26 protein-coding genes are annotated in these 26,530 nt (G+C 70.9%); 10 read left to right on the forward strand and 16 right to left on the reverse strand.

The features are described from left to right. Positions 1 to 40: 40 nt before the first annotated feature. The gene (locus tag BN159_RS29765) at positions 41 to 382 is read left to right on the forward strand and encodes a hypothetical protein (protein WP_015660726.1); all 342 of its coding nucleotides are present in this window, start codon (positions 41 to 43) and stop codon (positions 380 to 382) included. Here BN159_RS29765 and helR read toward each other — a convergent pair. Then, on the reverse strand, positions 365 to 2,509 hold the full coding sequence (gene helR, locus BN159_RS29770) for an RNA polymerase recycling motor ATPase HelR (protein WP_041820014.1): 2,145 nt from the start codon (positions 2,507 to 2,509) through the stop codon (positions 365 to 367). The two genes, BN159_RS29765 and helR, sit on opposite strands and share 18 nt — an antisense overlap. Positions 2,510 to 2,665: 156 nt before the next feature. Continuing rightward, on the reverse strand, positions 2,666 to 3,268 hold the full coding sequence (locus tag BN159_RS29775) for a DedA family protein (RefSeq protein ID WP_015660728.1): 603 nt from the start codon (positions 3,266 to 3,268) through the stop codon (positions 2,666 to 2,668). A 194-nt stretch (positions 3,269 to 3,462) separates the two neighbouring features. On the opposite strand from BN159_RS29775, the gene BN159_RS29780 reads away from it, so the two are divergent. Beyond that, positions 3,463 to 3,996, forward strand: a complete 534-nt coding sequence (locus tag BN159_RS29780; RefSeq protein ID WP_015660729.1) for a superoxide dismutase family protein — start codon at positions 3,463 to 3,465, stop codon at positions 3,994 to 3,996. Between the two features lie 66 nt (positions 3,997 to 4,062). On the opposite strand, the gene BN159_RS29785 is transcribed toward BN159_RS29780, so the two are convergent. From BN159_RS29785 to BN159_RS29800, 4 genes are all read right to left on the reverse strand, one after another. After that, a complete protein-coding gene (locus BN159_RS29785) occupies positions 4,063 to 4,500 on the reverse strand; it encodes a DoxX family protein (RefSeq protein WP_015660730.1) in 438 nt (145 codons plus the stop codon). 87 nt (positions 4,501 to 4,587) lie between these two features. Further along, positions 4,588 to 6,477 (reverse strand): FAD/NAD(P)-binding protein, encoded by a 1,890-nt coding sequence (locus tag BN159_RS29790; protein ID WP_015660731.1) that lies wholly within the window; start codon positions 6,475 to 6,477, stop codon positions 4,588 to 4,590. A 103-nt stretch (positions 6,478 to 6,580) separates the two neighbouring features. After that, positions 6,581 to 8,221: an alkaline phosphatase D family protein gene (locus BN159_RS29795; protein ID WP_015660732.1), complete on the reverse strand. Its 1,641-nt coding sequence runs from the start codon at positions 8,219 to 8,221 to the stop codon at positions 6,581 to 6,583. An 84-nt stretch (positions 8,222 to 8,305) separates the two neighbouring features. Continuing rightward, positions 8,306 to 8,950, reverse strand: a complete 645-nt coding sequence (locus BN159_RS29800; protein ID WP_015660733.1) for an HNH endonuclease family protein — start codon at positions 8,948 to 8,950, stop codon at positions 8,306 to 8,308. A 364-nt stretch (positions 8,951 to 9,314) separates the two neighbouring features. Here BN159_RS29800 and BN159_RS29805 point away from each other — a divergent pair, with 364 nt between their 5' ends. Together BN159_RS29805 and BN159_RS29810 are read left to right on the forward strand one after the other, a co-directional pair. Continuing rightward, positions 9,315 to 9,896 (forward strand): TMEM165/GDT1 family protein, encoded by a 582-nt coding sequence (locus BN159_RS29805; protein WP_015660734.1) that lies wholly within the window; start codon positions 9,315 to 9,317, stop codon positions 9,894 to 9,896. A gap of 173 nt (positions 9,897 to 10,069) precedes the next feature. Next, positions 10,070 to 10,732, forward strand: coding sequence for an HAD family hydrolase (locus BN159_RS29810; RefSeq protein ID WP_015660735.1), 663 nt, complete (start codon positions 10,070 to 10,072; stop codon positions 10,730 to 10,732). A gap of 6 nt (positions 10,733 to 10,738) precedes the next feature. Here BN159_RS29810 and BN159_RS29815 read toward each other — a convergent pair whose 3' ends face one another. Beyond that, positions 10,739 to 11,662, reverse strand: coding sequence for a peptidoglycan-binding protein (locus tag BN159_RS29815; protein ID WP_015660736.1), 924 nt, complete (start codon positions 11,660 to 11,662; stop codon positions 10,739 to 10,741). Between the two features lie 183 nt (positions 11,663 to 11,845). On the opposite strand from BN159_RS29815, the gene BN159_RS29820 reads away from it, so the two are divergent. Next, positions 11,846 to 13,879, forward strand: coding sequence for an MDR family MFS transporter (locus BN159_RS29820; RefSeq protein WP_015660737.1), 2,034 nt, complete (start codon positions 11,846 to 11,848; stop codon positions 13,877 to 13,879). On the opposite strand, the gene BN159_RS29825 is transcribed toward BN159_RS29820, so the two are convergent. Further along, complete coding sequence (locus BN159_RS29825) at positions 13,872 to 14,366, reverse strand: GNAT family N-acetyltransferase (protein WP_015660738.1); 495 nt, start codon at positions 14,364 to 14,366, stop codon at positions 13,872 to 13,874. The genes BN159_RS29820 and BN159_RS29825 overlap by 8 nt on opposite strands. After that, positions 14,363 to 14,770, reverse strand: coding sequence for a DnaJ family domain-containing protein (locus tag BN159_RS29830; RefSeq protein WP_015660739.1), 408 nt, complete (start codon positions 14,768 to 14,770; stop codon positions 14,363 to 14,365). The genes BN159_RS29825 and BN159_RS29830 overlap by 4 nt, the downstream gene beginning before the upstream one ends. Positions 14,771 to 14,850: 80 nt before the next feature. Here BN159_RS29830 and BN159_RS29835 point away from each other — a divergent pair, with 80 nt between their 5' ends. Beyond that, the gene (locus tag BN159_RS29835) at positions 14,851 to 15,243 is read left to right on the forward strand and encodes an FHA domain-containing protein (protein ID WP_015660740.1); all 393 of its coding nucleotides are present in this window, start codon (positions 14,851 to 14,853) and stop codon (positions 15,241 to 15,243) included. 15 nt (positions 15,244 to 15,258) lie between these two features. Here the strand turns inward: BN159_RS29835 and BN159_RS29840 are convergent, their stop codons facing one another. Together BN159_RS29840 and BN159_RS29845 are read right to left on the reverse strand one after the other, a co-directional pair. After that, positions 15,259 to 15,930: an O-methyltransferase gene (locus BN159_RS29840; protein WP_015660741.1), complete on the reverse strand. Its 672-nt coding sequence runs from the start codon at positions 15,928 to 15,930 to the stop codon at positions 15,259 to 15,261. 47 nt (positions 15,931 to 15,977) lie between these two features. Continuing rightward, positions 15,978 to 17,075: a DUF2330 domain-containing protein gene (locus BN159_RS29845; protein WP_015660742.1), complete on the reverse strand. Its 1,098-nt coding sequence runs from the start codon at positions 17,073 to 17,075 to the stop codon at positions 15,978 to 15,980. A 293-nt stretch (positions 17,076 to 17,368) separates the two neighbouring features. Between BN159_RS29845 and BN159_RS29850 the strand changes: the two genes are divergently transcribed. Beyond that, positions 17,369 to 19,411 (forward strand): bifunctional glycosyltransferase 87/phosphatase PAP2 family protein, encoded by a 2,043-nt coding sequence (locus tag BN159_RS29850; protein WP_015660743.1) that lies wholly within the window; start codon positions 17,369 to 17,371, stop codon positions 19,409 to 19,411. On the opposite strand, the gene BN159_RS29855 is transcribed toward BN159_RS29850, so the two are convergent. Beyond that, positions 19,374 to 20,978 (reverse strand): hypothetical protein, encoded by a 1,605-nt coding sequence (locus BN159_RS29855; protein ID WP_015660744.1) that lies wholly within the window; start codon positions 20,976 to 20,978, stop codon positions 19,374 to 19,376. The two genes, BN159_RS29850 and BN159_RS29855, sit on opposite strands and share 38 nt — an antisense overlap. Positions 20,979 to 21,090: 112 nt before the next feature. Then, the gene (locus tag BN159_RS29860) at positions 21,091 to 22,326 is read right to left on the reverse strand and encodes a cytochrome P450 (RefSeq protein ID WP_015660745.1); all 1,236 of its coding nucleotides are present in this window, start codon (positions 22,324 to 22,326) and stop codon (positions 21,091 to 21,093) included. Positions 22,327 to 22,425: 99 nt separating this feature from the next. On the opposite strand from BN159_RS29860, the gene BN159_RS29865 reads away from it, so the two are divergent. Together BN159_RS29865 and BN159_RS29870 are read left to right on the forward strand one after the other, a co-directional pair. Next, complete coding sequence (locus tag BN159_RS29865; RefSeq protein ID WP_015660746.1) at positions 22,426 to 23,070, forward strand: SMI1/KNR4 family protein; 645 nt, start codon at positions 22,426 to 22,428, stop codon at positions 23,068 to 23,070. A gap of 147 nt (positions 23,071 to 23,217) precedes the next feature. Beyond that, a complete protein-coding gene (locus tag BN159_RS29870; RefSeq protein WP_015660747.1) occupies positions 23,218 to 24,387 on the forward strand; it encodes a steroid 3-ketoacyl-CoA thiolase in 1,170 nt (389 codons plus the stop codon). Here the strand turns inward: BN159_RS29870 and BN159_RS29875 are convergent. Next, the gene (locus BN159_RS29875) at positions 24,371 to 24,553 is read right to left on the reverse strand and encodes a DUF397 domain-containing protein (protein ID WP_015660748.1); all 183 of its coding nucleotides are present in this window, start codon (positions 24,551 to 24,553) and stop codon (positions 24,371 to 24,373) included. The two genes, BN159_RS29870 and BN159_RS29875, sit on opposite strands and share 17 nt — an antisense overlap. Then, a complete protein-coding gene (locus BN159_RS29880; protein ID WP_015660749.1) occupies positions 24,534 to 25,361 on the reverse strand; it encodes a helix-turn-helix domain-containing protein in 828 nt (275 codons plus the stop codon). Before BN159_RS29880 ends, BN159_RS29875 begins: the two co-directional genes overlap by 20 nt. Positions 25,362 to 25,476: 115 nt before the next feature. On the opposite strand from BN159_RS29880, the gene BN159_RS29885 reads away from it, so the two are divergent. Beyond that, positions 25,477 to 25,857 carry an ATP-binding protein gene (locus tag BN159_RS29885; RefSeq protein ID WP_015660750.1) on the forward strand — a complete coding sequence of 127 codons (381 nt, stop codon included), beginning with the start codon at positions 25,477 to 25,479 and terminating at the stop codon, positions 25,855 to 25,857. Here BN159_RS29885 and BN159_RS29890 read toward each other — a convergent pair. Next, complete coding sequence (locus BN159_RS29890) at positions 25,772 to 26,461, reverse strand: Fic family protein (protein ID WP_015660751.1); 690 nt, start codon at positions 26,459 to 26,461, stop codon at positions 25,772 to 25,774. The two genes, BN159_RS29885 and BN159_RS29890, sit on opposite strands and share 86 nt — an antisense overlap. Between the last annotated feature and the right edge of the window lie 69 nt (positions 26,462 to 26,530).

A 26,530-nucleotide genomic window follows, 5' to 3' on the forward strand; every position in this document is an offset into this window, starting at 1 on the left:
AACTCGCCACCCAAAATCGAACAGGCGTACCATTGCGGCCGTGGCTACGACCTATGACTTTCCGAGTGACCTCCTCGCCGGTCAGGAGGAGCTGCATCAGGTCAGGGCCGAGCTGTCGGCCCTGCTCAAGCGGTTGCCCTGGTCGGTGGAGCCGCTGGACGGATTCAGCGACGACCACGGCTGGCGGAAGATCGAGCGGCCCGCTTCTCCCGGCTGGACCGCCGATGAGCAGGCAGCCGTGGAGAAGCTCCGGCAGCGGGAGCACGAGCTCGCCGTGTTCGTCAGTACCCACCGCTTCTGGGCCGAGGTCGCCATAGCGGATCGTGTCGATGCTCGGATGAAGGCCAAGCACCACCACGAGACGTCAGGTGAGGACGACTAGGCGCTGCGTCGCCCTCGTCATCGCCACATAGCGGTCCACCGCTCCTGCCACCCCCTCGCCGAAACGCTCCGGGTTCACGACGATCACCAGGTCGAACTCCAGGCCCTTCGACAGCTCCGGAGTCAGCGAGCGCACCCTGGCGGTCTCCTGGAACGTCGGGTCGCCGATCACGCAGGCGATCCCGTCTTCGTTCGCGGCGAGCCAGCGCTCGATGATCGAGTCGCGGTCCGCGAGCGGGCCGTGCGTGACCGGGATGCCCGAACTGCGGATCGAGGTCGGCACGTTGGCGTCCGGAAGCGCCGCCCGGATCGCCGGCTCGGCCTCCGTCATGACCTCCTCCGGCGTTCGGTAGTTGACGCTGAGGGAGGCGACCTCGATGCGGTTCAGGCCGATCCGTTCGAGCCGCTCCCGCCAGGACTCGGTGAAGCCGTGCCGGGCCTGGGCCCGGTCGCCGACGATCGTGAAGCTCCGGGACGGGCAGCGCAGCAGCAGCATCTGCCACTCCGCGTCGGTCAGTTCCTGCGCCTCGTCCACGACGACGTGCGCGAACGGCCCGGCGAGCAGGTCGGGGTCGGCGGTGGGCAGTTCGGACTCGTCGATCAGATTGCGCTGGAAGTCCGCCCGCCGCAGCTGGGTCATCAGCCCCTCCCCGTCGTGGTCGGCGGCGATGAGGTTCTCCACCACCTGTGCCATACGGTCGCGTTGGGCGTCCAGCGCCGCCCGCTGCCGGCGCTTGCGGCGGGCCGCCGCCGGGTCGCCGAGCCGCTGCCGGGCCGCGTCCAGCAGCGGCAGGTCGGACACCGTCCAGGCCTGCGGCGTCGCCTTGCGTTGCAGCAGGCGGACCTCGCCGGCGGAGAGCCAGGGCGCGCAGAGGCGAAGGTAGGCGGGGACCGACCAGAGGTCGCCCACGAGGTCGGTCGCCTCGATCAGCGGCCAGGCGCGGTCGAGTGCCTCGGTCAGTTCCTCGTCCCGCAGGAGGAGTCGGCGGAACGGCTCGGGCGGGACCTCCTCCTCGTGCTTGTCCAGCAGGATGGCGACCAGTTCCTCGCGGATCAGCTCGCGGGCCTCGTTGTGCGGGGTGCTCGGGCCGGGGGCCTGGAACGCCTCGGCCCAGTCGCGGGCGGTGACCCGGACGTCGGCCCAGGGGGTGGTGACCGTCATCGGCTCGGTGGGCGGGTCCTCGTAGAAGCGGACGGCCTTCTCGATCGCCCGCACCAGGTCCGCGGACGACTTCAGCCGGGCCACGTCCGGGTCCTGCTCCTCCGGCGCCTCGGCCCCTTCGGCGACCAGGTCACGCAGGGTGCAGGTCTGTACGCCCTCCTCGCCCAGGCTGGGCAGGACATCGGAGACGTACGACAGATACGGCTGGTGCGGGCCGACGAAGAGCAGTCCGCCGCGCCGGTGGCCGAGTCGGGGGTCGGAGTAGAGGAGGTAGGCGGAGCGGTGCAGGGCGACGACGGTCTTGCCGGTGCCGGGGCCGCCGTCGACGACGAGGGCGCCGCGCGATCCGGCGCGGACGATGGCGTCCTGGTCGGACTGGATCGTGGCCAGCACATCGCGCATCCGGTCCGAGCGGTTGGTGCCGAGGCTCGCGATGAAGGCGGACTGGTCGTCGAGGGCGGCGTGCCCCTCGCGTCCGTCGGCGCTGAAGACCTCGTCCCAGTAGTCGCTGATCCGGCCGTCCTTCCAGCGGTACCGGCGGCGGCTGGTCAGGCCCATGGGGCTGGCGTGGGTCGCGGCGAAGAAGGGCTCTGCGGCCGGGGACCGCCAGTCGAGCAGCAGCCGGTGGCCCTCGCTGTCGGTGAGGCCGAACCGGCCGATGAACACCGGCTCCCCGTCGGCGCCGACGATGTGGCCGAGGACCAGGTCGAGTCCGAAGCGGCGCAGGGCGCGCAGGCGGGAGGTCAGGCGGTGGACCTCGGCGTCCCGGTCCATGGCCGCGCGGCCCGCGCCTCCCGGTGCCCTGAGTTCGGCGGCCAGGCGCTCGGACAGTTCGGTGATGTTCTGCTCCAGGCTCTCCGCGATGGCCGCGAAGTGCCGTTCGTCGGCGGCGATCAGTGCGGGGTCGGCCTTCGCGGCGAGTCGCTCGGGAAGGTCGAACGCGCTTCGAACCAGGGGGGCACTCACTTCAGGAATCACTCATTTCCGCAGCTACTGGCGTTGGATGAGCGATTCTGCGGCACCAGGGGGGCCTTGCCGCAAGGCCCCCCATGCGCTATAAGTTAACAGTGGCAAGGGAAGCGAACTCCCTTGCCTTTGTTGTTTCTGCCCGCAGATGTGCCCTCAGGCAGGCTGCCCCCGCCGCACCAGATACGTCGCCCCCGCGCCCGCCGCCGCCAGCGCCCCGAGGGACACCCCGGTCGCCAGCCAGCTCGCGCCCATCCACTGCGCACCGAAGTAGCCGAGCGCGACGCTGTAGGTGGCCCAGGACAGTCCGGCCAGCGCGGACCAGGGCAGGAAGTCGCGGGCCCGGCGGTGCGCGGCACCGGCGCAGAAGGAGACGACCGAGCGGCCGGCCGGGGCGAAGCGGGCGAGGACGACCAGGGCGCCGCCGCCGCGTGCGAGAGCCGCGCCGAGACGTTCCTGCGCGATGGTCAGGCGCCGGGAACGGGCGATGGCGCGGGTCACCCGGTCACCGCCGTGCCAGGCGAGGCGGTAGGCCACCAGATCGCCGAGCACGGACGCGGTGGCGGCACAGAGCGTGAGCGACAGGATGTCCGGAACCTCGGCGGCCGTACCCGCCGCCGCCGCGGTGGCGGCCATGATCACCAGCACGCCGCTGGGCAGGACCGGCACGAACACATCCAGCAGGACCGACAGGGCTACGGCCCCGTAGATCCATGGACTTGCGGCCAGTGATCCAACACTTTCGAAACTCTCCAGCACCCCGACTCCCCGTTTCCCCCGTGGTTGTACAGCGTACGCGGCGGGGAGTGACGGGTGGTTCACAGGGGGCTCGTGTGTTCAACACGTGATGTTCACCCGGCTGCCGGTCCCGGGGGGCGGGGGCGGTGGGTGTCCCGTAGCACGGAGAGGGGGTCCGGAAACGAGCAACGCAATCCAGCAACGTAAGGAAGATCATGGTGGCAGGCATATGTGCGGGCGCCGTCGCGGCGGCCGTGCTCGCCGTCGGCGGCGGTGACGGCGCCGGTGGCTTCGAGATGCGGACGGATGCGCGGTTCGCGCCGCCCGGCGCGTTCGTCCCCTCGGCGGCGCTGACGTACGACATGGAACTGGTCCCGGCGGCCTCGTGGATCGAGGTCGAGCAGCGGACGACGGCCGGCGGCGCGACGAGTGTGCGGCTGCGGGTCAAGGGGCTCAAGCCCGGACACGCGTACGGCGTCCATGTGCACCGCAAGCCCTGCGGCGCCGATCCGCTCGCGGCGGGCGGGCACTACCAGCACGTGGTCTCCACGGAGGCGCACCACGTCAACGCCGAGAACGAGGTGTGGCTGGACTTCACCGCCGACGAGCGCGGCGCGGGCGAGACGAGCGCCCGGCACTCGTGGGGCTTCCGACAGGGCGAGGCGTCCTCGGTCGTCCTGCATGAGGAACCGGGCAGCAAGGGCGGTCGGGTGGGCTGCTTCACGGTGCCCTTCGGCTGGGTCCCCTGAGAGCTGGGTCCCCTGAGATGCGACGACGGCGCCCACCCCGGCAAAGGGTGGGCGCCGTCGGCCGGTTCAGACCGCGACCGGCGACTGCTCCCGCGTCTGCTCGTCCCGCGCCGGGGAGCGCTTGGCGAACAGGCGGTCCAGGCCGAAGGCGCCGGAGCCGGTGAAGATCAGCAGGAACATGGCCCAGCAGTACATCGCGGCGCCCTCACCGCTGTTCTGGATGGGCCAAAGGGCCTCCGGCTGGTGGACCTTGAAGTACGCGTACGCCATCGCGCCCGAGGAGACGAAGGCGGCGGCGCGGGTGGCGAGGCCGAGCAGGACCAGGCTCCCGCCGACCAACTCGATGACGGCGGCGTACCAGTTGGGCCAGGCGCCGGTCTCGACGCTCTGGCCGCCGAGCACACCGAAGAGGGAGGAGGCGCCGTGGCAGGTGAAGAGCAGTCCGACGACTATGCGGAACAGGCCGAGAGCGTACGGCTGGGCGCTGTTGAGGCGTCCGGTCATGTGGGGGACTCCTTGGGGACGTGGGGACGGGAGTGCCTGTGAGCCCCTTACGTTAGGCACGCCTAACGGTGCTTGCAAGTTCAACATTCAGCCGAAGGGTCGGGCAGTGGTACGCAGAACGGCCCTCGCCACCGCGTCCGCGTCCGAAAGTGTGACCGAATCCACGCCCGGCCTGGCCCCGGCCGCGGTCACCCAGTGCACTCCTTCGGTCGGCACCCCGAACGCGAACCGCCGGCTGTGCCCCTGCCCCTGACGGTCGATCAGGTGGTACGGCCGCCCGGCCACGTCCAGTCCACCGGTCTCGTAGCCGTCGACCGTGTGCGGACGGCACTGGCCGGACTCCAGCAGTCGGGTGAGGAGTTCGTCGGCGGTGCGGCGCAGGTCGGGTTCGGGGAGGCGGGCCTCGACCAGCGTGGTGACACGGACGGTTGAGCCCGGTACGACGGGGGAGTGCGCGATCCAGGCGCCGTCCTCCTCGCGCACGTCGAGCCGGGGTCCGAGCACCTCCACCACGCCCGCCTCGATCAGGGCCGTCAACTCCTCGACGCGGCGCCGGGGCGGGCCGATGGAGAGGAAGGCGTTGAGCGGGGTGTACCAGCGGTCCAGGTGGTCGCGGCGGGAGGCGCTGGCCAGCCCGCCGTGGTCCACGATCTGCCGCAGTTCGTTGCGCAGATCGCGCAGCACGTCCAGGGCCGCCTTGAGCGGGCCCGCCACATTGCCGAGGGCGGCCTGCTCGGCGTCCGCCCGCAAGTACGCCAGCAGCCAGCCGCGCCAGTCCCCGGGCCCGTCGAACTCCCGCCCCGCGTACGGCCGGGAGATCCGCTCCCAGGACCAGCGCTCGGCCTCCGGTATCCCGAACTCGTCCAGTACGGCGGCCTCTTGGGGGCTGCCGTGCGGGGTGGCCGGAAAGCGGTCGGCGAAGTCGGTCGCGGCGCCGGTCAGGGCGGCGTAGTAGACCGTCTCCACCTCCTTCGCCACCAGCGGCCATATCTCCGTCAGGAAGTCCGGCGCCTCGCCGGAGTCGGCCCGCTTGCGGAAGGTGGCGATCACCTCGGGGGTGAGCAGCAGCGGGCGATGGCGGCCGTAGGGGCCCTTCGCGTTGTCGCCGCGCGCCTGGTACGGCAGGCCGCGGCGTGAACCGGCGTACAGGCGTGGCTCGTTGCCTGACGGGAGATAGCGCAGCCCTTCCCCGGTGTCGAGGAAACGGCCGCCGCGGCCGGTGGTCAACAGGGCGATGTGGTCGAAGAAGTTGAGGCCGAGTCCGCGCAACAGCACCGGTTCGCCGGGGAGTACGCCCGACCAGTCGACGTCGGCCGGGTTGGCGGGCGGGACATGGCGCAGGCCGTGCCGTTCGGCGTACCCGGTGTGGTGGCGCTGCTCGGTGTCGGGGGCCGTGGGGAGGTGGCCCTGGGTGAGGACGACGGCGGAGAGGCCGGTCAGGGTGCGGCCGTTGTCGAGGGTGAGGGTCTGGCGGCCGTCCGAGGTGTCGTCGAGGCGGGTCGCGCGGGCCGCGTGGGTCTCGACGCGCACCGAGGGCGGTGCCTCACGGACCGTGCGGGCGAACACCCACTCCAGGTAGCGGCCGTAGTGAGCGCGGGTCGGGTACTCGTCCGGGCCGAGCGCGCCGTCCGCCCACTCGTACAGGCTCGGGCCCGGGCGCAGGGGGCCCGAGCAGTCGACGCTGTCGTCGGTGAACAGGGTGACCTGGCAGGCGACGGTGTTCATCAGCAGCTCGGACGGCTGGGTGGTGCGCCAGACGCGTCCGGGGCCCGGTGGGGCCGGGTCGACCACGTGGACGGTCAACCGGGCGCCGGGTGCGAGGAGTTCGCGGGCGGAGGCGCACAGGCGCTCAAGGACGCTGGTGCCGCGCGGGCCGGCGCCGACCACGGCGACGGAGGGGGAGAGGGGGGTGGAGGCGAGTGCGGGGGCCGTGCTCGGTGCAGACAAAGGGGGTGACTCCCGGGCGGTGGGGCGCATGGGTGGAAGCGGAAGGTCCGCCTCATCATGCCGTCCGGAGGGGGGTACTCCGAGCCCCGGCCGCAAGGACTGTGGGATGCGTCACTAGCGCCAACTGCCCGATCTACGAGCTGAGTTCGGACTCCACGACCGTCCGCAGCCGCGCCCCGCCGCCCTTCTCCGGCCGGGCCTGCTCCAGCCGCAGCGTGGCCGAACGCCCCCGCAGCACCAGCGTCATCAGCTGGTTGCCGAACCAGGGCCCGCCCGTGCGCCGCCAGTCGACGCCCGGCCGGGGCACCCCGCCGTGCCCCGCGATCCGCCGTCCCAGGGCCCGCGCGGCGGCGCTCCAGCCGAACCGGAAGCCGAGCCGGATGTACCGCGGGATGGAGTTGTGGACGGGGGAGCAGGTCAGCTGGACGACCCGGGCGTCGGGCCCCCCGCCCCCGGGCCAGGTCGGCTCGGCCACGTACGCGTGATGCACGTCCCCCGACAGCACGCACACCGTCGCCGGCGCCCCGGGCCCCGAGCCCGCCTCGCGCAGCGCTTCCGCCAGTTCCTCGAAGGAGGCCGGGAAGGCGGCCCAGTGCTCCAGGTCGGCCGCGCGTCTGAGCCGCTCCCCGAACCGGGCCCAGCGCTCGCCCCGTTCACCCCGGCACAGCGCCGCGTCCCACGCCTCGGCGTCATGCACCAGATGCGGGAGCAGCCAGGGCAGCGAGGTGCCGATGAGGAGATGGTCGTAGTCCCCGCGACCGTCCGCCATCTGTGCCCGGAGCCACTCGGCCTCCCCGGGGTGGATCATCGCGCGGCTGTCCTCGTCCAGGACCCGGGCCGCGCGGGTGTCGATCATGAGCAGGCGCACCCGGCCGAAGTCGCGCCGGTAACTCCAGCGCACCGAGGCGGGGTCGGCGTCGGCCTTGCACGCGAAGGAGCGCAACTCGTCGGTGCCGTCGGGGGTTTCGCGCACCGCGGCATAGAGCGGGTCGGCGGCCAGCTCGGCCGGGGTGAGGTTGCCCAGGTGCTGGTGGACCCAGTACGACATCAGTCCGCTCAGCAGGCGCTCGCGCCACCACGGGGTGGCGCGCATGTCGGCGAGCCAGGCGGCGGAGGTGTTCCAGTCGTCTATGACGTCGTGGTCGTCGAAGATCATGCAGCTGGGCACGGTGGAGAGCAGCCAGCGGACCTCGGGGTCGAGCCAGGACTCGTAGTAGAGGCGGGTGTACTCCTCGTAGTCCGCGACCTCGCTGCCCGGGGGCTCGCTCAGATCGCGGCGGGCGGCGAGCCAGCGGCGGGTGTCCTCGGAGACCTCGTCGGCGTACACCTGATCGCCGAGCAGCAGCAGGACGTCCGGGCGCTCGCCCGCAGGGTCGGCCGCGATCCGGGCGGCGAGGGTGTCCAGGGCGTCCGGCCCGACGGGGTCGTGCCCGCCGTCCGGCGGCGCGGCCCAGCGGCAGGAGCCGAAGGCGACCCGGACGGTGTCCTCCGGGACCGGGGTGCGGATCACCGAGGGCGGGAAGGGGGAGTCGGGCAGCGGCCAGACCTGGGCGCCGTCGAGGAGGACCTCGTACGACTGGGTCGTGCCCGGTGTGAGACCGCTCACCTCGACGAGCGCGTAGTGGTGCCCGGCGATCTGGAAGGTCCGGGACTCACCCCGCGCGCCCTCGCTGCCGCGCACCTCGGCGGCGCACGGACGGCTCGTCTCGACCCAGACGGTCGCCGACGAGCCGTCGGCGTACCTCAGCAGCGGTCCCAGCCGCAGTTCGGCCACGAGCGATCCCCTCTCCGTCGCCCCGTACGGTACGGAACGACGGAGGTCACTGGGTAGGTTCCGGGACCTACGGGATCACTGAGTTCAGCAGGCGTTCAGGTAGCTGGTGAGCGCGCTCTTCTCGGCGGTGTCCACGGACAGGCCGTAGTAGTACTTCACCTGCACCCAGGCGCGCACGTAGGTGCAGCGGTAGGTGGTGCGGGACGGCATCCAGGTGGCCGGGTCCTGGTCGCCCTTGGCCTGGTTGACGTTGTCGGTGACCGCGAGGAGCTGCGGGCGGGTCAGGTCGTTGGCGAAGGACTGGCGCTTGGAGCTGGTCCAGTTGTCGGCGCCGGAGTCCCAGGCCTCGGCGAGCGGCACGAGGTGGTCGATGTCGACGTCGGAGGCGGCGTACCAGGTGGCGCCGTCGTAGGGGGAGTACCAGCTGCCGCTGGTGGAGGCGCAGGCGGAGTCGGTGACGACGTTCGAGCCGTCGCGCTTGAGGACCGTCTCACGCGTGTTGCAGGTGCCGGAGATGGTGATCCAGTGGTTGAACAGGTCGCGGCTGTAGCCGGTGCGGTCCTCGGTCGCCACGGTGAGCGAGGCGAGGTAGGTGCGGGCGGTGGAGGCGCTGACCGGGGTGGGGAGGGCGGCGGAGGCGCTCGGGCCGTTGAAGAGGCTGACGGAGGCTATGAGGCCGGTGAAGGCGGCGACCATGCTCAGGCGTCGACGCGCGTAGAACTTGGACATGCGAACTCCCATGGGGTGTGGGGGCGTTGGGCGTGCACGAGCAGGGGAATGCTCGCCACGCCGCGTTGCGGGGAGGTGTGCGTTGCGTGAGAAGTTAATGACGCGACCATGACATGACAAGGTTTACGGCGAAACGATCGCGTACGATGGTCGGAGCAGAAGGGGAGTAGCTCTTCGCCGGACCGTCGACATACTGCTCAGCTCGTCTGAGCCGGCGCCCGGAGGCGGACCTCGATCAGGGGTCCCGCCAGCGAGACCTTCGGCAACGCAGTGCATTGACCGTGTGCTGCCGTGCCGAGGTGTCTCTTTTTCCGGAAGAGCTACTGCACTCTCGGTGGGGCGGCCCCCGACCGATTGAGGAACCTTGATCAGCTTCAGTGTGATGGCGCTCGTGTTCGGCGTCGTCTTTCTCGCGGAACTGCCCGACAAGACCGCGCTCGCGGGGCTCGTCCTCGGCACCCGCTACCGGGCGTCCTACGTCTTCGCCGGTGTCGCCGCCGCGTTCGCGCTGCATGTCACGCTCGCCGTGGCGGCGGGCAGTGTGCTGACGCTGCTGCCGCAGCAACTGGTGCACGCGCTCACGGGTGTGCTCTTCCTCGGCGGCGCCGCGATGCTGCTGCTGAAGAAGGACGAGGGCGAGGAGGAGATCCGCAAGCCGGAGAACCAGTCCTTCTGGAAGGTGTCCGGGGCGGGGTTCATGCTGATCCTCGTCGCGGAGTTCGGGGATCTCACGCAGATCATGACCGCGAACCTCGCCGCGCGCTACGACGATCCGCTGTCCGTCGGACTCGGTGCGGTGCTGGCGCTGTGGGCCGTGGCCGGGCTGGGGATCGTGGGCGGCAAGGCGCTGATGAAGCGGGTGCCGCTGAAGCTGATCACGCAGGTGGCGGCGTTGCTGATGCTGGCGCTCGGGGTGTGGAGCCTCTGGGAGGCGATCACCGGCTGAGCCGGGGCCGAGCTGAACGGTCGGTGAACGATTCCCGGGGGAGTGGCGGGATCATGGAACGGTTTTGTACCGTAGAGGAACAAAGTGGCTCCCGCTCGTTTTCCCTGACCGGCGGGCGGGACCACCTTGGTCTTCCGATCCATGTTTCGCCGCCCTGTGCTTTGGAGCTGCCGATGACGGCCACGACCGTGCTCACCTGCCGCGCCCTCCTGCTGGACATGGACGGCACCCTCGTCAACTCGGACGCCGTCGTCGAGCGGATCTGGCGCCGCTGGGCCGACCGGCACGGTCTGGACGGGGACGAGGTCATGAAGGTCGTCCACGGGCGGCAGGGGTACGCCACGATGGCGCTGCTGCTGCCCGGGCGGCCCATGGCGCAGAACCACGCCGAGAACGCGTGGATGCTGGCCGAGGAGACGGCGGACATGGACGGCGTGGTGGCGGTCCCCGGCGCGGGGGAGTTCCTGTCCTCGCTGGTCACGGGATCCGTCCCGCACGCGTTGGTGACCTCGGCGGACGTGGCGCTGTCCACGGCGCGGATGGCCGCGGCGGGTCTTGGCCTGCCCGACGTCCGGGTGACGGCGGAGTCCGTCGGCGCGAGCAAGCCGGACCCGGAGGGCTTCCTGAAGGGCGCGGCGGAGCTCGGGGTGGACCCCGCGGACTGCGTCGTGTTCGAGGACTCCGGGGCCGGCATCCAGGCCGGGCGGGCCGCTGGGATGCGGGTCGTGGGGGTCGGGCCGCGGGCCGGGTTCCACGGGCCGGATGTGGCGGTGCGGGACCTCACGCAGATCCGTGTCGAGCCCTTCGACGGCGGGGTCCGCCTGCACGTGGGCTGACCCGGACTACGGCTCGGAAGTCTCCGACTCCAGGCTCGCCCGCGTCTCCGCCGTGTAGACGCCCAGGTCGTCGCGGCCCACGCCGCGGCTCCACTGGTAGTTGCGCAGGGCGTCCTCCAGCGGCCAGTTGAAGTTGCCGTTGATGTCGCCGTTGTAGAGATACAGCTGGCGCAGGCGGAGTTGGAGTTCCGTCACCTCGGGGCCCTTGTCGCCACGGCGCAGGACCGGGGCGTCGGGCTCGGGCGTCGTCTCCTCGGGCGGGGCGTCCGAAGCCTTCGCCGGGGTCGAGGACGGGCTGGGGGACGCCGACGTCGCCGACGCGGACGGGGACGCGCTGGACGCCGACGGAGAGGGTGACTCGCTCTGCGTCGCCGAGGGCGTCGGGGACGCCGACGTCGATGACGGGGACGCCGACTTGGACGCCGAGTCCGACGGTGCCGGTGTGGTGTCGGGGACGCCGGCCCGTACCGCCTCCGGCAGTGCCGTTTCCCGGGTCGGGGTGTCGTAGCCGAACAGGCCGCTGGCCATGCCCGCCGCCGTGATGACGGCGACCGCCGCCGCCGCCGAGGCCAGCAGCAACAGCCTTCCGCGGCGGCCCCTCGGGCGGCCCTCCCGCGCCGGGAGCGGGTCCTCGTTCGGCGGTGCCTCGAACAGGCTGAGGTCCGTCTCGTTCGGCTCCGCCGACGGCGGCACCAGCGGCACCCGCAGCGGCATCGTCAGCTCCGCGTCCGCCTCCGCCCCCGCCGTGCCCTCCAGCTCCACATACGGACGTATGCGCAGTGGATCGAAGTCCTCCGCCGCTGCCGCCTGGGCCTCGCGCGCGTCGCGCAGGGCCTCGGACGCGCGTTCCGTGCAGACGCACGACGGGGTGTGGTCGGTTCCCCGCGGTGCCCCGCATTCCGGGCACCCGTGGTCCTTCTGCTCAGTCACGCTCGTTGTCCCTCCCCTCGCGACTCCCCTCGCGAACTCCAGAGATTATGCAGATTTCCTTCACACCGTCGGCGACGCGCCCCCCGAAACGAGACGTTTCACAGGATTCAACAGGCCATAACCGGCCACACCGCCCACGATGGAAGATGCATCGAGCCCTTCGGGAGGCCATGGGAGGTCCGTATGGCCGGGGATACCCACGCGCGGCACGGCACCGCCGTCAAGGAGAACGTGCCGGGCAACGTCCTCGTCCCGATCGGCGCCCTGCTGCTCGGGATGCTGCTCGCCGCCCTCGACCAGACCATCGTGTCCACGGCGCTGCCGACCATCGTCAGCGACTTGGGTGGCATGGAGCATCTCTCGTGGGTGGTGACCGCCTATCTGCTGGCCTCCACCGCCGCCACCCCGCTCTGGGGCAAACTCGGCGACCAGTACGGGCGCAAACGGCTCTTCCAGACCGCCATCGTCATCTTCCTCATCGGGTCGGCGTTGTGCGGCGTGGCTCAGGACATGCCGCAACTCATCGGATTCCGGGCGCTTCAGGGGCTCGGCGGCGGCGGGCTCATGGTGCTGTCCATGGCCATCGTGGGGGACCTCGTCCCGCCGCGTGAACGGGGGCGCTACCAAGGGCTGTTCGGGGCCGTCTTCGGGGCCACCAGTGTGCTCGGGCCGCTGCTGGGCGGGCTGTTCACCCAGCATCTGAGCTGGCGTTGGGTGTTCTACGTCAACCTGCCCGTCGGTGTGGTCGCGCTCGCCGTCATCGCCGCCGCGCTGCACATCCCGCGCCGGACCGAGCGCCATGTCATCGACTATCTCGGCACCTTCCTGATCGCCTCCGTCGCGACCTGCCTGGTGCTGGTCGCCTCGCTCGGCGGCACCACCTGGGACTGGGGCTCGTGGCAGATCGTCGGGCTCGCCCTGCTCGGGGTCGTCCTCGCCGTCGCCTTCGTGTCCGTCGAGCGGCAGGCCGCCGAACCGGTGCTCCCGCTCAAGCTGTTCCGGATCCGCACCTTCACCCTCGCCGCCGTCATCAGCTTCATCGTCGGGTTCGCGATGTTCGGCGCGATGACCTATCTGCCGACGTTCCTCCAGGTCGTCCAGGGCGTGACGCCGACGATGTCCGGTGTGCACATGCTGCCGATGGTGCTGGGGCTGCTGCTCGCGTCGACGGCCTCGGGGCAGATCGTCAGCCGCACGGGGCGCTGGAAGGTGTTCCCGATCGCGGGCACGGGCGTGACCGCGCTCGGCCTGCTGCTGCTCCACCAGCTCCACGCCGACAGCTCCACGTTCGTGATGAGCACCTGCTTCTTCGTCTTCGGACTCGGTCTCGGACTGGTCATGCAGGTGCTGGTCCTGATCGTGCAGAACGCGGTGGCCTACGAGGATCTCGGGGTCGCCACCTCCGGCGCGACCTTCTTCCGGTCCATCGGGGCCTCCTTCGGCGTCGCCATCTTCGGCACGGTCTTCGCGAGTCGCCTCGGCGACAAGCTCGCGGACGCCTTCCGGGGCACCGAACTGCCCGCCGGGACGGTGGACGAGCTGGAGGCGGACCCGCGCGGCATCGCCGAACTGCCGTCCGCGCTCCAGCCCGCGGCGGTGGACGCCTACGCCACCTCCATCACCGACGTCTTCCTCTACGCCGCCCCCGTCGCCCTCCTCGGCTTCGTCCTGGCCTGGTTCCTCAAGGAGGACAAGCTGCGCGGCTCGGTCACCGCACCGGACATCACCGAGACGCTGGCCAGCAACCCGGTGGAGCGGTCCTCCTACGACGAGGTGTGCCGGGCGCTGTCGGTGCTGGGCACCCGGGAGGGCCGCCGCGAGATCTACGTGAAGATCACCGAACGGGCCGGCTACGACCTTCTCCCCGGCGCGAGTTGGCTCCTGCTGCGCATCAAGAAGTACGGCTGGGTCGAACCGGGCCAACTGGCCGAGCGCAGCACGGTCCCCCTCCCGGTCGTCCTCGCCGCGGCCCGCCAGGTCGAGGAACGCCGCCTCGCCACCCGAGAGGGCCTGGACCTGGTCCTGACCGACGAGGGCCGCACGGTCGCCGACCGCCTCGCCCAGGCCCGCGAGGACTCCCTGGCCGAACTCCTCGGCGACTGGTGGGGCCCGGACCGCCCGACCGACCTGGCCCGACTCGTCAAGGACCTCAACGGCGAACTCTGCGGCTCGGACCGTGAACAGCCCCACAACGGCACCGGGACCAGGGTCAGTTGACCAGCTCCTTGCTGAACCAGTGCTCGGCGTACATGTCGTCGTTGTGCGGCTCGGTCTCGGTGTAGCCGAGGCGGGCGTACAGCGCGCGTGCCTCCGTCAGATCGCTGCGGGTGTCCAGGATCATGCGCCGGGCCCCCATGGCGCGGGCGGCCTCCTCGGCGGCCCCGACGAGCAGCGGGGCGCCGCCCTTGCCGCGCAGGTGCTCCTGCACGAACACCCGCTTCAGTTCAGCGGTCTGCGGGTCGAGCAGCCGCACACCGGCCGTCCCGGCGGGTTCGCCCGCCCAGCGCGCCACCAGCAACTGACCCTTCGGGGGCGCGAGTTCGTCCCACGTCTCGGCCGCTATCTCCCGCTCCAGCTCGGCCGGGTCGGTGCGGCGGCCCTCGTGCAGGAGGTAGTAGCGATCGCTGACCTCCGTGTAGTACGCCCGCCAGAGCGCGGCGGCGGCGGGGGAGACGGCGGGTTCAGGGGTGATGGTCCAGGTCATGTGTCCGAGGATTCCTCACGCCAACGTCGTACGACGTCCTCGACGTCATAGGGCTTCTTTCCGAGCGGAGGACCCGGCGGTGGTTTGAGCATCATGTCGAGGATCTTGGCGTTGACCTCGGTGATGATCTTCCGGACCTGGTGTTCCGTGGGGGCCTTCAGGGCCGCTTCCAGGGCGTCCTCGGCCTCTTTGCGCAGGGCGAGGGTGGGAGGGAGGGCGACGAGGCCCTCGCGGGTCATCTTCTGCTTGATCCACCACAGTTCGTCGTACGTGGTGTCCGTGCCCGGCGGCAACGGCCGGCCCGCGCCGGGGAGATGGGCGAACTCGCCGCGGCGCTCCGCGTCACGGATCTGCTTGTCCACCCAGGACTCGAACGGGACGCCCGGTGGCTTTCGCTCGGTCATGACTCCATTGTGCCGGACAGGGTCGGGCCGGGCGATTTAGTATGCGGCCGCTGTAGTAAGGACACATCAGGAGGACGCACGTGCTCGAACTCACCATGGCCGCCGTCACCGCGGCGGAGGAGGGTGCCACGGCCGGCATGCTCATGGCCGACGCGCCCAGCGAGCCGGGCGCCGTGCTCCGAGTGGGCCGGGACAAGTCGATGTGCCGGCTGGTCACGCCCGACGACTGGCTGTTCGTCTCCCGGGTCCACCTGGAGTTCCTGTGCGGCCCGGACGGCGTCTGGCAGGTGACCTGGCTGCGCGGCTCCCAGCCCGACCCGTCCTCCGAGGTCAAACTCACGATCGGCGAGTACGCCCAGCCCCTCGCCTACGGCGGCACCTTCCGGCTCCCGCGCGGCGGCAGCGGTGAGATCGTCGTCCACGACCGCACCGCCCCGCGCAGCGTCAACGTCGGCTTCTATCACGAGGCCTGAGGCAGCCCCCGGGCTCTACGCCAGCACCCTCGCCAGTGCGAAACCGTCGTAGCCCTTGGCGCCCACCGTCTGGATGGCGGTGCCGCTCAGGCGTGGGTGGCTGCCGATCATTTCGATGGCGGACCGGGTGCCCTGGACGTCCGGCGCCGTGCTGTCGGCGTCGGCGATCCGGCCCTCGCGGACCACGTTGTCGATGATGATCAGGCTGCCCGCGCTGGTGAGCTTCAGCGCCCACTCCAGGTAGTGCGGGTTGTTCGCCTTGTCCGCGTCGATGAAGACCAGGTCGAAGGGGGCCGGGTTCTCGTCGGCCAGCTGGGGCAGGGACTCCAGGGCCGGGCCGACGCGGACCTCGACCAGCTTGTCCAGGCCCGCGCGGGCGATGTTGCGGGTGGCCACCTCGGCGTGCTTCGGGTCGTACTCGAGGGAGATCAGCCGCCCGTCCGCGGGCAGGGCGCGGGCCAGCCGGATCGTGCTGTAGCCGCCGAGGGTGCCGATCTCCAGGATGTGACGGGCGCCCTGGATCTCGGCCAGGAGCTGGAGGAGCTTGCCCTGCGGGGCGGTCACGGCGATCGACGGGAGGTCCGCGGCGTCGCTGTCGCGCAGGGCGGCCTCGAGCGCCTCGTCGTCCGGTGAGAGGTGAGCGGTGAAGTAGTCGTCGACGGCGTCCCAGAGCTGCGACTCGCTCATGCAGTTGTGCCTTTCATATGGCTAGTTAGAACGGCTAAGTAGCGCCGCTAAGGAATATAGTCGCCCGCCGGTCGTCGTGAGCGGCGTACGAGAAACACCGACACGGCCGCGGCGGCCACGAGCAGGGAACCGCCCACCGCCAGCAGCCAGGCCGGGATACCCGCCACCGTCATCAGGCGGTCCTCGTAGATCACCTGCTGGAAGGGGTCGTCCGTCGGCGCCGCGCGCAGCAGGTGGTCGGCGGAGATCGACTCCGGGCGCGGGAACTCCTGGCCGATGGCCGTCAGGTACGGCGTCCCGGCAGCCAGCTCGGCCAGCGGGCCGGAGCGCGCGTTCACCCGTCCGGCGTAAGTCACCTGAGGGCGTTCGCCGCCGATCCGGGACGCCGGTTCCATCCGGTGCCCGGCGAGGACGTACAGGCCCAGGGACTGCGGGGTCCGCGCCAGCCGGGACAGGCGCATCGGGTAGACCGGCTCGGTGGCCGCGAAGCTCAGGTGCAGGGGGTCCAGGTCGCCGCCGAGCGGGGCGCCGGTGGATTTCGGGGCCAGGCGTACGGCCACGTACTCCCAGCGGCGCTCCACGTACGGTTCGAGGGCGCTCTCCAGGCGGGGCGGGAGGTCGAAGCCGTTGGCGTCCAGCCAGCCGTCCAGGGCGCCGGGGTCGGTGGCCGTCAGGCGGGCCACGTCGAACGGGCCGAGTTGCTGCCGTCCCACCACCCCGACCGGCTCTCCCGCCTCCGGCGCCGCCCCGGCCCCGTCGCCCTCGTCTCCGTCCAGCGGCCAGTCCTCGTCCTGGGGCCAGAAGTGGTCGCGGTACCGGGTCACCGGGGCGGTGACGGAGTGCAGCGCGTCGAACAGGGTCGGGTCACCGAGTCGTACGATCGCCCTGCTGGGCACCGGCATGATCCAGGCGGCCCGCTCGGCGTCGCCCTCCACCGTCAGCCGCATCACGATCTGCTCCTGCCGCCCGTCCCACCGGACCAGCGACTCCTCCCGGTCCACGGCGACCTGTGCCCCCTCGTCGGGGATCATCGCCCCGCAGCCGCACGCGTAGGCCGGCGCGATCAGTGTGCCGATCTGGGTCGCCAACAGGGCCAGGGCGACCGCCGCGACACGTGCGCGTGCCCGAACACGCAGGAATCCCACCTCGAAAATCCTTTCACCGTGCTGCCTTGCTCCGGGGCTTCGGACGGTACGAGCAGGTGCAACGGTTCCGTGGGCGAGCGATCGGATCGTGATCGAGATCCGGGCCCGCGCAGGCGCACGAATCGGGCCCGGACTATCGTCATCCGGACAAAAGGCGAGCGGACGTCAGGTGAATCCGGGGTTGCCTGCGTCTCTACCGGGGGTGGTGCGAGCCTCATAGGGTTCGTACGGGTTCGTATCGGGATCTCTCGCGCAAGTCGCGCGGGACCGACGGGGCGGGAGGCCGACGAGGCGTGGCGAATGCGGAGCACAGCGGGCGAGCGGCGGACGCGTTCGGAGCGACGGCCGTCGGCGGCCCGGCCAGGGCACGCCTGAGAGCCGCCCGCATCGGGCTGTGGCTGATCGCCGCGGTCCTCGCCGTACGACAGGTGACCGTCGTCCTCAGCACGCCCCGCGGTGAGCGGCTGACGGACCTGGAGACCTGGGTCGGCACCGACGGCGTCCTCCATGTGAACGGCTCTCTCTACGACTCCACGCGCTTCACCGGGACTCCTTTCGGGGGACTTGTCCTCAAGCCCCTGACGAAGTCCGCCGAGCAGGCGCTCGGCTGGGGCTGGACCTTCGGCACCCTGCTCCTGGTGGTCGCCCTCGGCCTGGTCGCCGCCCGCGCCCTGCCGCAGCCGGTGAGCCGCCGCGCCTCCCTGCTCGCCGCCCCCGTCGCGGTCAGCCTGCTGATGCTGTCGCTGCCGGTCCGCAACAGCTTCTGGCTCGGCCAGACCAGCATCATCCCGGTCCTGCTGGTACTGCTCGGATGTTTCGCCGTGCGCGGCCAGCGGGCCTGCGGGCTGCTCATCGGCGTCGCGGCGGCGCTCCAGCCGACGCTGCTGCTGTTCGCCCCGCTGCTGTGGTTCACCGGCCGCAAACAGGCGGCCGCGGCCACCGGCGCCACCTTCGCCGGTGCCACCGCGCTGGCCTGGGCGGCGATGCCGCACGACTCGTACACCTACTGGGTGCACCACATGGCGGGCGCCGGGCTCGGCGGGCGCGCGGACGACCTGGCCAACCAGTCGCTGCACGGCGCGCTGCTGAGACTGGGCCTGGACGGGCCCCTGGAGATCGCGCTCTTCCTCGTGCTCGCCGCCGCCGTCGCCGCCCTCGGCATCCACCGGGCCGTGCGCTACGCCCGCGACGGACAGCTCCTGCTCGCCGTCGCCATCACCGGCTGCGCGGCGATCGTCGCCTCGCCCACCGCCTGGCAGCACCAGCTGCTGTGGGTGCTGCTCGCGGTCGTCGGCCGCGTCGGCAAGAAGGCCGCCGACCGGTACCTGTGGCCGGTCGCGGTCGTCCTGGTGATGACCCTCCCGGCGAAGATGATGCTGCCGAACATGTCGGCGCTGTACCCGCTGCGGGACAACGTGGTGCTGCTGGCCGCGCTCGCCGCCGCCACCTTCGTGCCGTTCCTGTCGCGCACCTCGCCCTACTACCAGGCGCCGATCCCGACCCGGTACGCCGATCCCGTCCCCACCCGCTTCAAGCACGTCCCGCTGGTGCCGTTCCTGCGCCGGGTGCTGGCCCGCCCGAACCTGCTGCTGGAACTGCTGCTGATCCGGGTCACCTACGCCGCCTACGCCAAGGTCCGGCTGGCCGCGACCGGCGGTTCCAACTCGGCGGGCCGGGAGCGGGCCGAGGCGCACGGGCAGCAGATCCTCGACATCGAACGCTTCCTGCACATCGACATCGAGCACGCCCTCAACCACGCCGTGGTGAAGGTCGGGTTCCTGCGGGACTTCTTCGATTTCTACTACACGTCCTTCCACTTCGTGGTCCCGCTGACCGTCCTCGGCCTGCTGTACTGGCGCCGCCCGGTCGACTACCGCTGGGCCCGCTCCGCGCTCGGCTTCGCCACCCTGCTCGCCCTGCTGGGCTTCTGGCTCTACCCGCTGGCCCCGCCGCGTCTGATGCAGGGCCTCGGGATCATCGACACCGTGCACGGCGTCCAGGACTTCTCCAAGCCGGACTACGGCACGCTCACCGCGCTCACCAACCAGTACGCGGCGATGCCCTCGCTGCACTTCGGCTGGTCCCTCTGGTGCGGGCTGGTCATCGCGATCGTGGCGCCGAAGGTGTGGATGAAGGCCCTCGGCCTGCTCCACCCGTTCTTCACGCTCACCGCGATCGTCGTCACCGGCAACCACTGGATCCTGGACGCGGTCGGCGGCGCGGCCGTCGTCGGCGCCGGCTTCGGGCTGACGTACCTGCTCCAGGGCCCGCGCGCCCGGCTGGTCACCCGGACCGCCGTCAGCACCGAGCCGCTGAAGGACCGTACTCCGAGCTGATCCGGTACTCGCCGGGCGCGTCCACCGTAAGCCGGGTGAACTCGCCCTGCCGGGACAGGCAGCCGCCCTCCGCGCGCAGCCACCGCGAGTACGCCACCCGCACGGTCACCGAGCCCGCGCGCGGGAGGCGGACGACGAGGTCGGCGCCGGAGCCGCCCACGACGGTCGCGGGCGCCGACACCAGCGGTACGGCGTCCCGCACCCGGAAGATCCGCCAGTGCGCGTCCTGCCACACCGGCTCCAGCCAGTCCGGCCGCTCCTCGCTGATCAGCCGCGCCTCCGCCTCGGCGTACCCGTCGGGCTTGCCGAGCGGCAGGACCACCAGGCCGACCGCCCAACGGTCCAGCCACGCCCGGTAGTTGGCGGCGCTGAAGGAGCCGTCGTAGAACAGTCGGGCGCGTTCCATGTCGAGCTGGCGGTTCCAGCCGCGGGCCATGTTGATGTGCGGGGCGAGGGCGACGGCCTCGCGATGGTTGCGGGCCGGGACCACCTCCACCCGGGTGCGGTCGGCGCCGAGGCCGTCCAGGGCGCGTATGACGCCGTCCGTCTCGGCGGCCCAGGCGGGCACGACGGTGGAGACCTTCAGATCGTCGGCGGTCTTCTTGCCGACCCAGGCGACGGAGAAGACGAGTGCGGCGACGAGGAGATTCCGCCGGAGTTTCGCCAGCCCAGGCACGCTGAGCAGGGCCGCCAGCAGGACGGCGGGGGCGAACAGCTCCGCGAAGCGCTCGACGTTCGTACCGACGGGCGAGGCGATCAGATACGTCAGCACCGTCCCGGCCGCGTACACCGCCCCGCTCCACCGGGCGACCCGCCAGGTGCGCGGTGCCAGCGCGGTGACGGCGAGCCCGAGGACGACGGGCGGCCAGATGCGGGAGGCGGGCATCAACTGCTCGCCGGTGAACGGGAAGAGGAACGTGGTCGCCCCGACCACGACGGCCGGGGGCAGGAGCAGGGCGAGCGCCCGCCCCCAGTCCCGTACGACCAGCAGGGCCGCGCCCACGACCACCAGGAACAGGCCCGCGACCGGGCTCGCCATGGTCGCCAGCGCCGCGTACGCCACCGCCAGGGCGATCCGGCGCTCGCGAGTGAGCAGCACACAGGCGGCCAGGCCGAAGGCGACACCGAGCGCGAAGGTGGTCCGGCCCGAGGCCACGTTGCACCACAGCGCGAGGGACGCCAGCAGCGCCGGGCCGAGGGGTCTTCGGACCCCGGAGCGGATGAGGAGGACGGCCGCCAGCCAGGACGCGGCGAGCCCCGCGACCACGGTGACCGTGCGCACGCCGAGGCCGGCCATCAGATACGGGGATATCAGGCTGTAGTTGGCGGTGTGCATGCCGCCGTACCAGAACAGGTTGTAGGCCGAGCCGCCGTGCCGGGACGCGAAGCCCGCCCAGGCCTCCTGGGCCGCGAGATCGCCGCCGCCGGTGGCGAGGAGGAACCACCACAGTGCGTACAGGGGGAGCAGGGGCAGGGTGGCGAGCAGGGGGATGCGGAAGGGGCTGTTCCGTGCGGTGGCCGTGCGGATTCCGGGGCTGGCGGTGGTCGGCTCGGCGGGCAGGAGCATCACGATCGAAGACGCCGTACCGCGCGGATACGTTCATCTGCGCTCATCCGCGTTCATCGGGGGAGGCAGGGGCCAGGGCGGGGGATGAGGTGCTCCTGCCTCCCCCGGGTCCTCAGTCCAGGCTGACCTGGAGGTGTTTCACGCCGTTGATCCAGGCGGAGCGCAGCCGGTCCGGGTCGCCGGTCAGGCGCAGGTCCGGCATGGCGTCCGCGATGGCGTTGAAGATGAGGTCGATCTCCAGTACGGCCAGGGACTTGCCGAGGCAGTAGTGCGGGCCCCCGCCGCCGAAGCCGAGGTGCGGGTTGGGGTCGCGGGTGATGTCGAAGGTGTCCGGGTTCTCGAAGACCTCGGGGTCGTGGTTGGCGGCGGCGTAGAAGACCCCGACCCGGTCGCCCTTCTTGATGACCTTGCCGCCCAGTTCGGTGTCCTGAGTGGCCGTGCGCTGGAAGGAGTTGACCGGCGTAGCCCAGCGGACGATCTCCTCGGCAGCCGTCTCGCACCGCTCCCTCTTGTACCGCTCCCACTGGTCGGGGTGGGTGAGGAAGGCGTGCATGCCGTGGGTGATGGCGTTACGGGTGGTCTCGTTGCCCGCGACGGCCAGCATCAGCACGAAGAAGCCGAACTCGTCGGAGCCCAGGTTCCCTTCGTCCTCGGCCGACACGAGTGTGGTGACGATGTCCTGCGCCGGGCACTGCTTGCGGTCGGCGGCCATGTTCATCGCGTAGGCGATGAGCTCGGTGGCCGATTCCGCTCCCACCTCCTCGGTGATCGCGTACTCCGGATCGTCGTAGGAGATCATCTTGTTGGACCAGTCGAAGATCTTTGCCCGGTCGTCCTGCGGGATGCCGATCAGCTCGGCGATGGCCTGGAGGGGCAGTTCGCAGGCGACCTGGGTGACGAAGTCGAAGGGCCCGGGGTGGGCGCGGGCCTCGATGACGATCGACTGGGCCCGGTCGCGGAGCCGCTGCTCCAACGCCCGTATGGCGCGCGGGGTGAAGACGCGCTGCACGATCTGGCGGACGCGGGTGTGCTCGGGCGGGTCCATGTTCAGGAGGATCAGCCGCTGGGCGTCTATGGCATCCCGCTCGATGTGCTCGTTGAAGCGGATGATCGCGGTGTTGACCCAGGAGGAGAACAGCTCCGGGTGCGTGGAGACGTACTTGACGTCCGCGTGCCGGGTGACGGCCCAGTACCCCTCGTCCTGGAACCCGGCGATGTTGCCCGGCTGCGGGATCCAGCGCACCGGTTCGGCCCGGCGCAGTTCGGCGTACTCCGGGAAGGGGACGCGGTGTCGGAGGAGGTCGGGGTCGGTGAAGTCGAACCCTTCGGGAAGCGCTGGACAGGGCATGGCGGCTCCAGCAATCTGACGGACCATCAGTTATGGCGCAAAGTAACGGCGGGTTCCGAAGACTGCAAGAGGGTTCGCCGCAGTGATTACGGTGGGCGAATGTCTGTTCAACACGACGACGAAGCCGAACGGGTCGCCGTCGCCTGGCGGAAGGTGACCGACTGGCTCGCCGAGCACGCTCCCGTCTCGCACGCCTCGCTCCTTCCGCCCGCGCCGGAAGCGCAGATCGTCTCGGCCGACTCCTGGCTGAGGGAGCGGCTCGGATTCGGGCTGCCCACGGAACTCGCCGCGCTGTGGCGGCTGTGCGGCGGCGTGGAGCACCAGTACATCGAGGCCAACGAGGAGGAGGGTGAGGTCGGTTCGGGGGCGTTCCTGCCGGGCGGCATCCTGCTCGGCCCGGTGGACGCGCTCGGTCCGCGGCTGCCCGAGACCGGCCGCGCCGATGTGTGGGGCGCCGCGGTGGTGCCGTGGCTGACCGGCGACGAGTCGGGCCCCGAGTCCGGGCACTACGTGGGGGAGGGCGGCGTCGGCCGCTGGTCGCTGCCGGACGATCTGGCCTTCGGCAGACCTGCCTATCCATCAATCGCCGCCTATCTGGAGGCCGTTCACCGCACGCTCACCGAAGGGCCGGCCGATGCCATGGGCCCGGATGTGCCCGGCCTGGTGTGGGGCTGCCTGATCTGGGACGACCCCGAGGCGCCCATGCTCGACGACGCGCTGGAGGACTGGCATCCCGTCCACTGACCCGTGCCTTCTCGCGGGCGATCCCCCTGCAAGACCCTTGCGGTGATGGGCGTCACATCAGCAGACTGCACAGTAACTAGAACACGTACTAGTTGTGCGTGTGCCTTGTCAGGCCCTGCTGGCCTCTGGACGAGAGGACCGCCCCCCATGGCCGCCGAACCCGTGATCGTCGAAGCCGTACGCACGCCCATCGGCAAGCGCGGTGGAGCGCTCGCCAACCTGCACCCCGCCTATCTGCTGGGCGAGACCTACCGTGAACTCCTCGGCCGCACCGGCATTCCCGCCGACTGCGTGGAGCAGATCGTCGGCGGCACGGTCACCCACGCCGGCGAACAGTCCATGAACCCCGCGCGCACGGCCTGGCTCACGATGGGCCTGCCCTACGAGACGGCGGCGACGACGGTCGACTGCCAGTGCGGTTCGTCCCAGCAGGCCAGCCACATGACCGCGAACATGATCGCGGCCGGGGTCATCGACGTCGGTATCTCCTGCGGGGTCGAGGCGATGTCCCGGGTGCCACTGGGGTCGGGCTCGAAGCACGGGCCCGGGAAGCCGTTCCCCGACGAGTGGAACGTCGACCTCCCCAACCAGTTCGAGGCGGCGGAGCGGATCGGGCGTCATCGGGGGCTGACGCGCGAGAACGTCGACGCACTGGGGCTGCTGTCACAGGAACGGGCCGCGGTCGCCTGGGCGGAGGAGCGGTTCAAGCGGGAGACGTTCGCGGTGCAGGTCCCGACGACGGAGGACGAGCAGCGGGCGGGGCAGGGCATGTGGCGGCTGGTCGACCGTGACGAGGGGCTGCGCGACACGTCCATGGAGGCGCTGGCGGGCCTCAAGCCGGTCATGCCGACGGCGATCCACACGGCGGGCAACTCGTCCCAGATCAGCGACGGGGCGTCCGCGATCATGTGGGCCTCGAAGCGGATGGCGCGCGCACTGAAGCTGCGCCCGCGTGCCCGGATCGTCGCGCAGGCGTTGGTCGGTGCCGACCCGCACTTCCACCTCGACGGACCGATCGACGCGACGAAGGCGGTGCTGGGCAAGGCGGGGATGTCCCTGAAGGACATCGACCTCGTCGAGATCAACGAGGCCTTCGCGTCAGTGGTGTTGAGCTGGGCCCAGGTCTTCGATCAGAGCCTGGACAAGGTCAACGTCAACGGCGGTGGAATCGCGCTGGGTCACCCCGTGGGGGCGACGGGAGCGCGGCTGATCGCCACGGCGCTCCATGAACTGGAGCGCGTGGACAAGGAGTTCGCGTTGGTCACGATGTGTGCGGGCGGCGGGCTGGCCACCGGCACGATTATTCAGCGGTTGTAGCGGCCCAGGTGGTGAAGGCGGAGAAGGCGGCGGGGTCGAGGGTGAGTATCGGTCCCGCCGGGTTCTTGGAATCGCGGACGGCGATGGCGATGACGCCCTCGGCGATCTCGACGCAATCGCCGCCTTGGTCGCTGCTGTAGCTGGACTTACGCCAGTTGCTCTCCATAGCGGTCCTCCATCACGCGCCGGATCAGCTCCGCCGAGTCTTTGAGGGAGAGCGCGGCGGCTTGAAGATGATCGTAACGGAGCGAGCAGTCTTTGATGGTGGCTGGGTTCGCGGTTGGATGCCCGCTGCCGTAACCCTCCGTGTAGACGATGGTTGGATCGCTGGGAAAGCGATAGATGTTGAACGAGCCTGTCAGACCGGCATGCGCCCCTGCCGCGAACGGCAACACCTGGACGTTGATCTGAGGATTGTTCTCGAAGGACAGCAGGTGGGAGAGTTGCTCCCGCATGACCTCCCGGCTGCCGACCTCCTGGTGCAGCGCGGCCTCGCTGAGGATCACCCAGAGGACAGGTGGCTCCTCCTTCTCGAAGATGCGCTGACGGGCCAGCCGAACCGCCGTGCGGTCGTCGAGGTTGGTCTCGTCGAGGACGCCGAGAACTGCGCGGACGTAGCCCTTGGTCTGGAGGAGGCCGTGGACCATGTGGGTCTGGAAGGTGCAGATCTCCGTCGCCCTGGCCTCCAGCTCGGCGACTTGCTGGAACCAGGCCGGAAGTTGACTCCGCATCACGAGGGTGATCAGTCGGGACAGTAACCCGCCGGTGTTGAGTGCCGCGTCCGCGCGTTGGCTGAACTCCACTGTCGGGAGCTTGCGTGCGGTTTCGATCTGGCCCACGAGGGAGCCGGTGTAGTTGAGGATGTCCCCCAGCTGGCGCTGAGTGAGCCCGGCGGCCTCGCGGTACCGGCGGAGTTCGAAGCCGTAGTAGTCGAGAGCCGAGGCCCCGGGGTCCAGAACGTTGATGTTTGTCACGAATTGCCCCCACACCTGAGCGTGTTGTGTTCGAGCCGTAGCCCAGGGTAGTTCCGCGAGGTCAGCCTCGTACCGTGAACGAATTCTTTCCCCCGCACTCGCCACGCCCCACACGGTGCAGTACTCCCTGCACTTGACCGTCGGCGAGCACTCCGCGCGGCATATCCGCCGGATCGTCCGGTCCCTGCTTGCCGATTGGGAGCTGTCGGAACTGTACGACGCCGTAGCGCTGGGCGTGACCGAGTTGGTCGCGAACGTCGTACGCCATGTCCCCGACCGGCGCTGCCGGGTGCTGGTGCTGCGGCAGGAGGACGGGGTTCGGGTGGAGGTGGCGGACGGGTGTGCCGAAGTGCCTTGCATGGAGGGCAGGTTGCCGACGGACGCGGAGGGGGGCCGGGGGCTGGTGCTGCTCAGTGAGGTGGCGGACAAGTGGGGGGTCGACCGGCGGGGTGGGGGTGGCGGTGGGAAGACGGTGTGGTTCGAGTGCCTGAGATGAGGAGGGCGAGGAGGTCGGCGAGGGCGAGGGCGCCTTCGGGGTCGTCGGCACGGCGCTGAATGCGTCGTACGGGGCCGACTTGGTCGAGGGTGACGCCCGCGCGGGCCAGGAGGAAGGTCAGGGTGAGGAAGGCGGAGCGGGCGTTGCCGTCGGTGAAGGGGTGGAAGAAGCAGACGTCGAGGTAGGCGCGGGCGGCTCGGGCGTTGAGGGGGAGGGGGTCTGCTTCGGCGTCTCGGAGGCAGGCGTCGAGGCGGGCGGGGAGGCCGGGGGAGATGCCGTAGCGCTCGCGGCCGGCCTTGGCGTAGGCGGGGTGGGCGCGGAAGGACGGGGCCTCGGGGGTGTTGAGGACCAGGCGCTGCCAGGAGCTGAGGAGTTGGAAGGTGAGGGGCGTGCCGGCGGCGGCGTCCTCGCGGGTGCGGGTGAGGGCGGCGAGGAGGTGGGCGGCGCGGTGGGGGTCGCGGGCGTGGTCGTGGGTGCGGATGTCGTGGGCGGCGCCGTCGCGGAGGGGGCGTGGGGTGGGGAGGGCGACGGGGCGGGCCTGGTGCCAGGGGATCTGGGACCGGAGGGTGAGCCAGGTGCGGAGGTGATCCGGGGCGGCGGTCATCGGTGAGGGATGGGTGATTGGCAGTTCGGGGCGAGGTTGGGGATGGAAGGTGCTGGTCGTGGGTTTCTG

This window comes from Streptomyces davaonensis JCM 4913 (assembly GCF_000349325.1).
GTDB lineage: Bacteria > Actinomycetota > Actinomycetes > Streptomycetales > Streptomycetaceae > Streptomyces > Streptomyces davaonensis.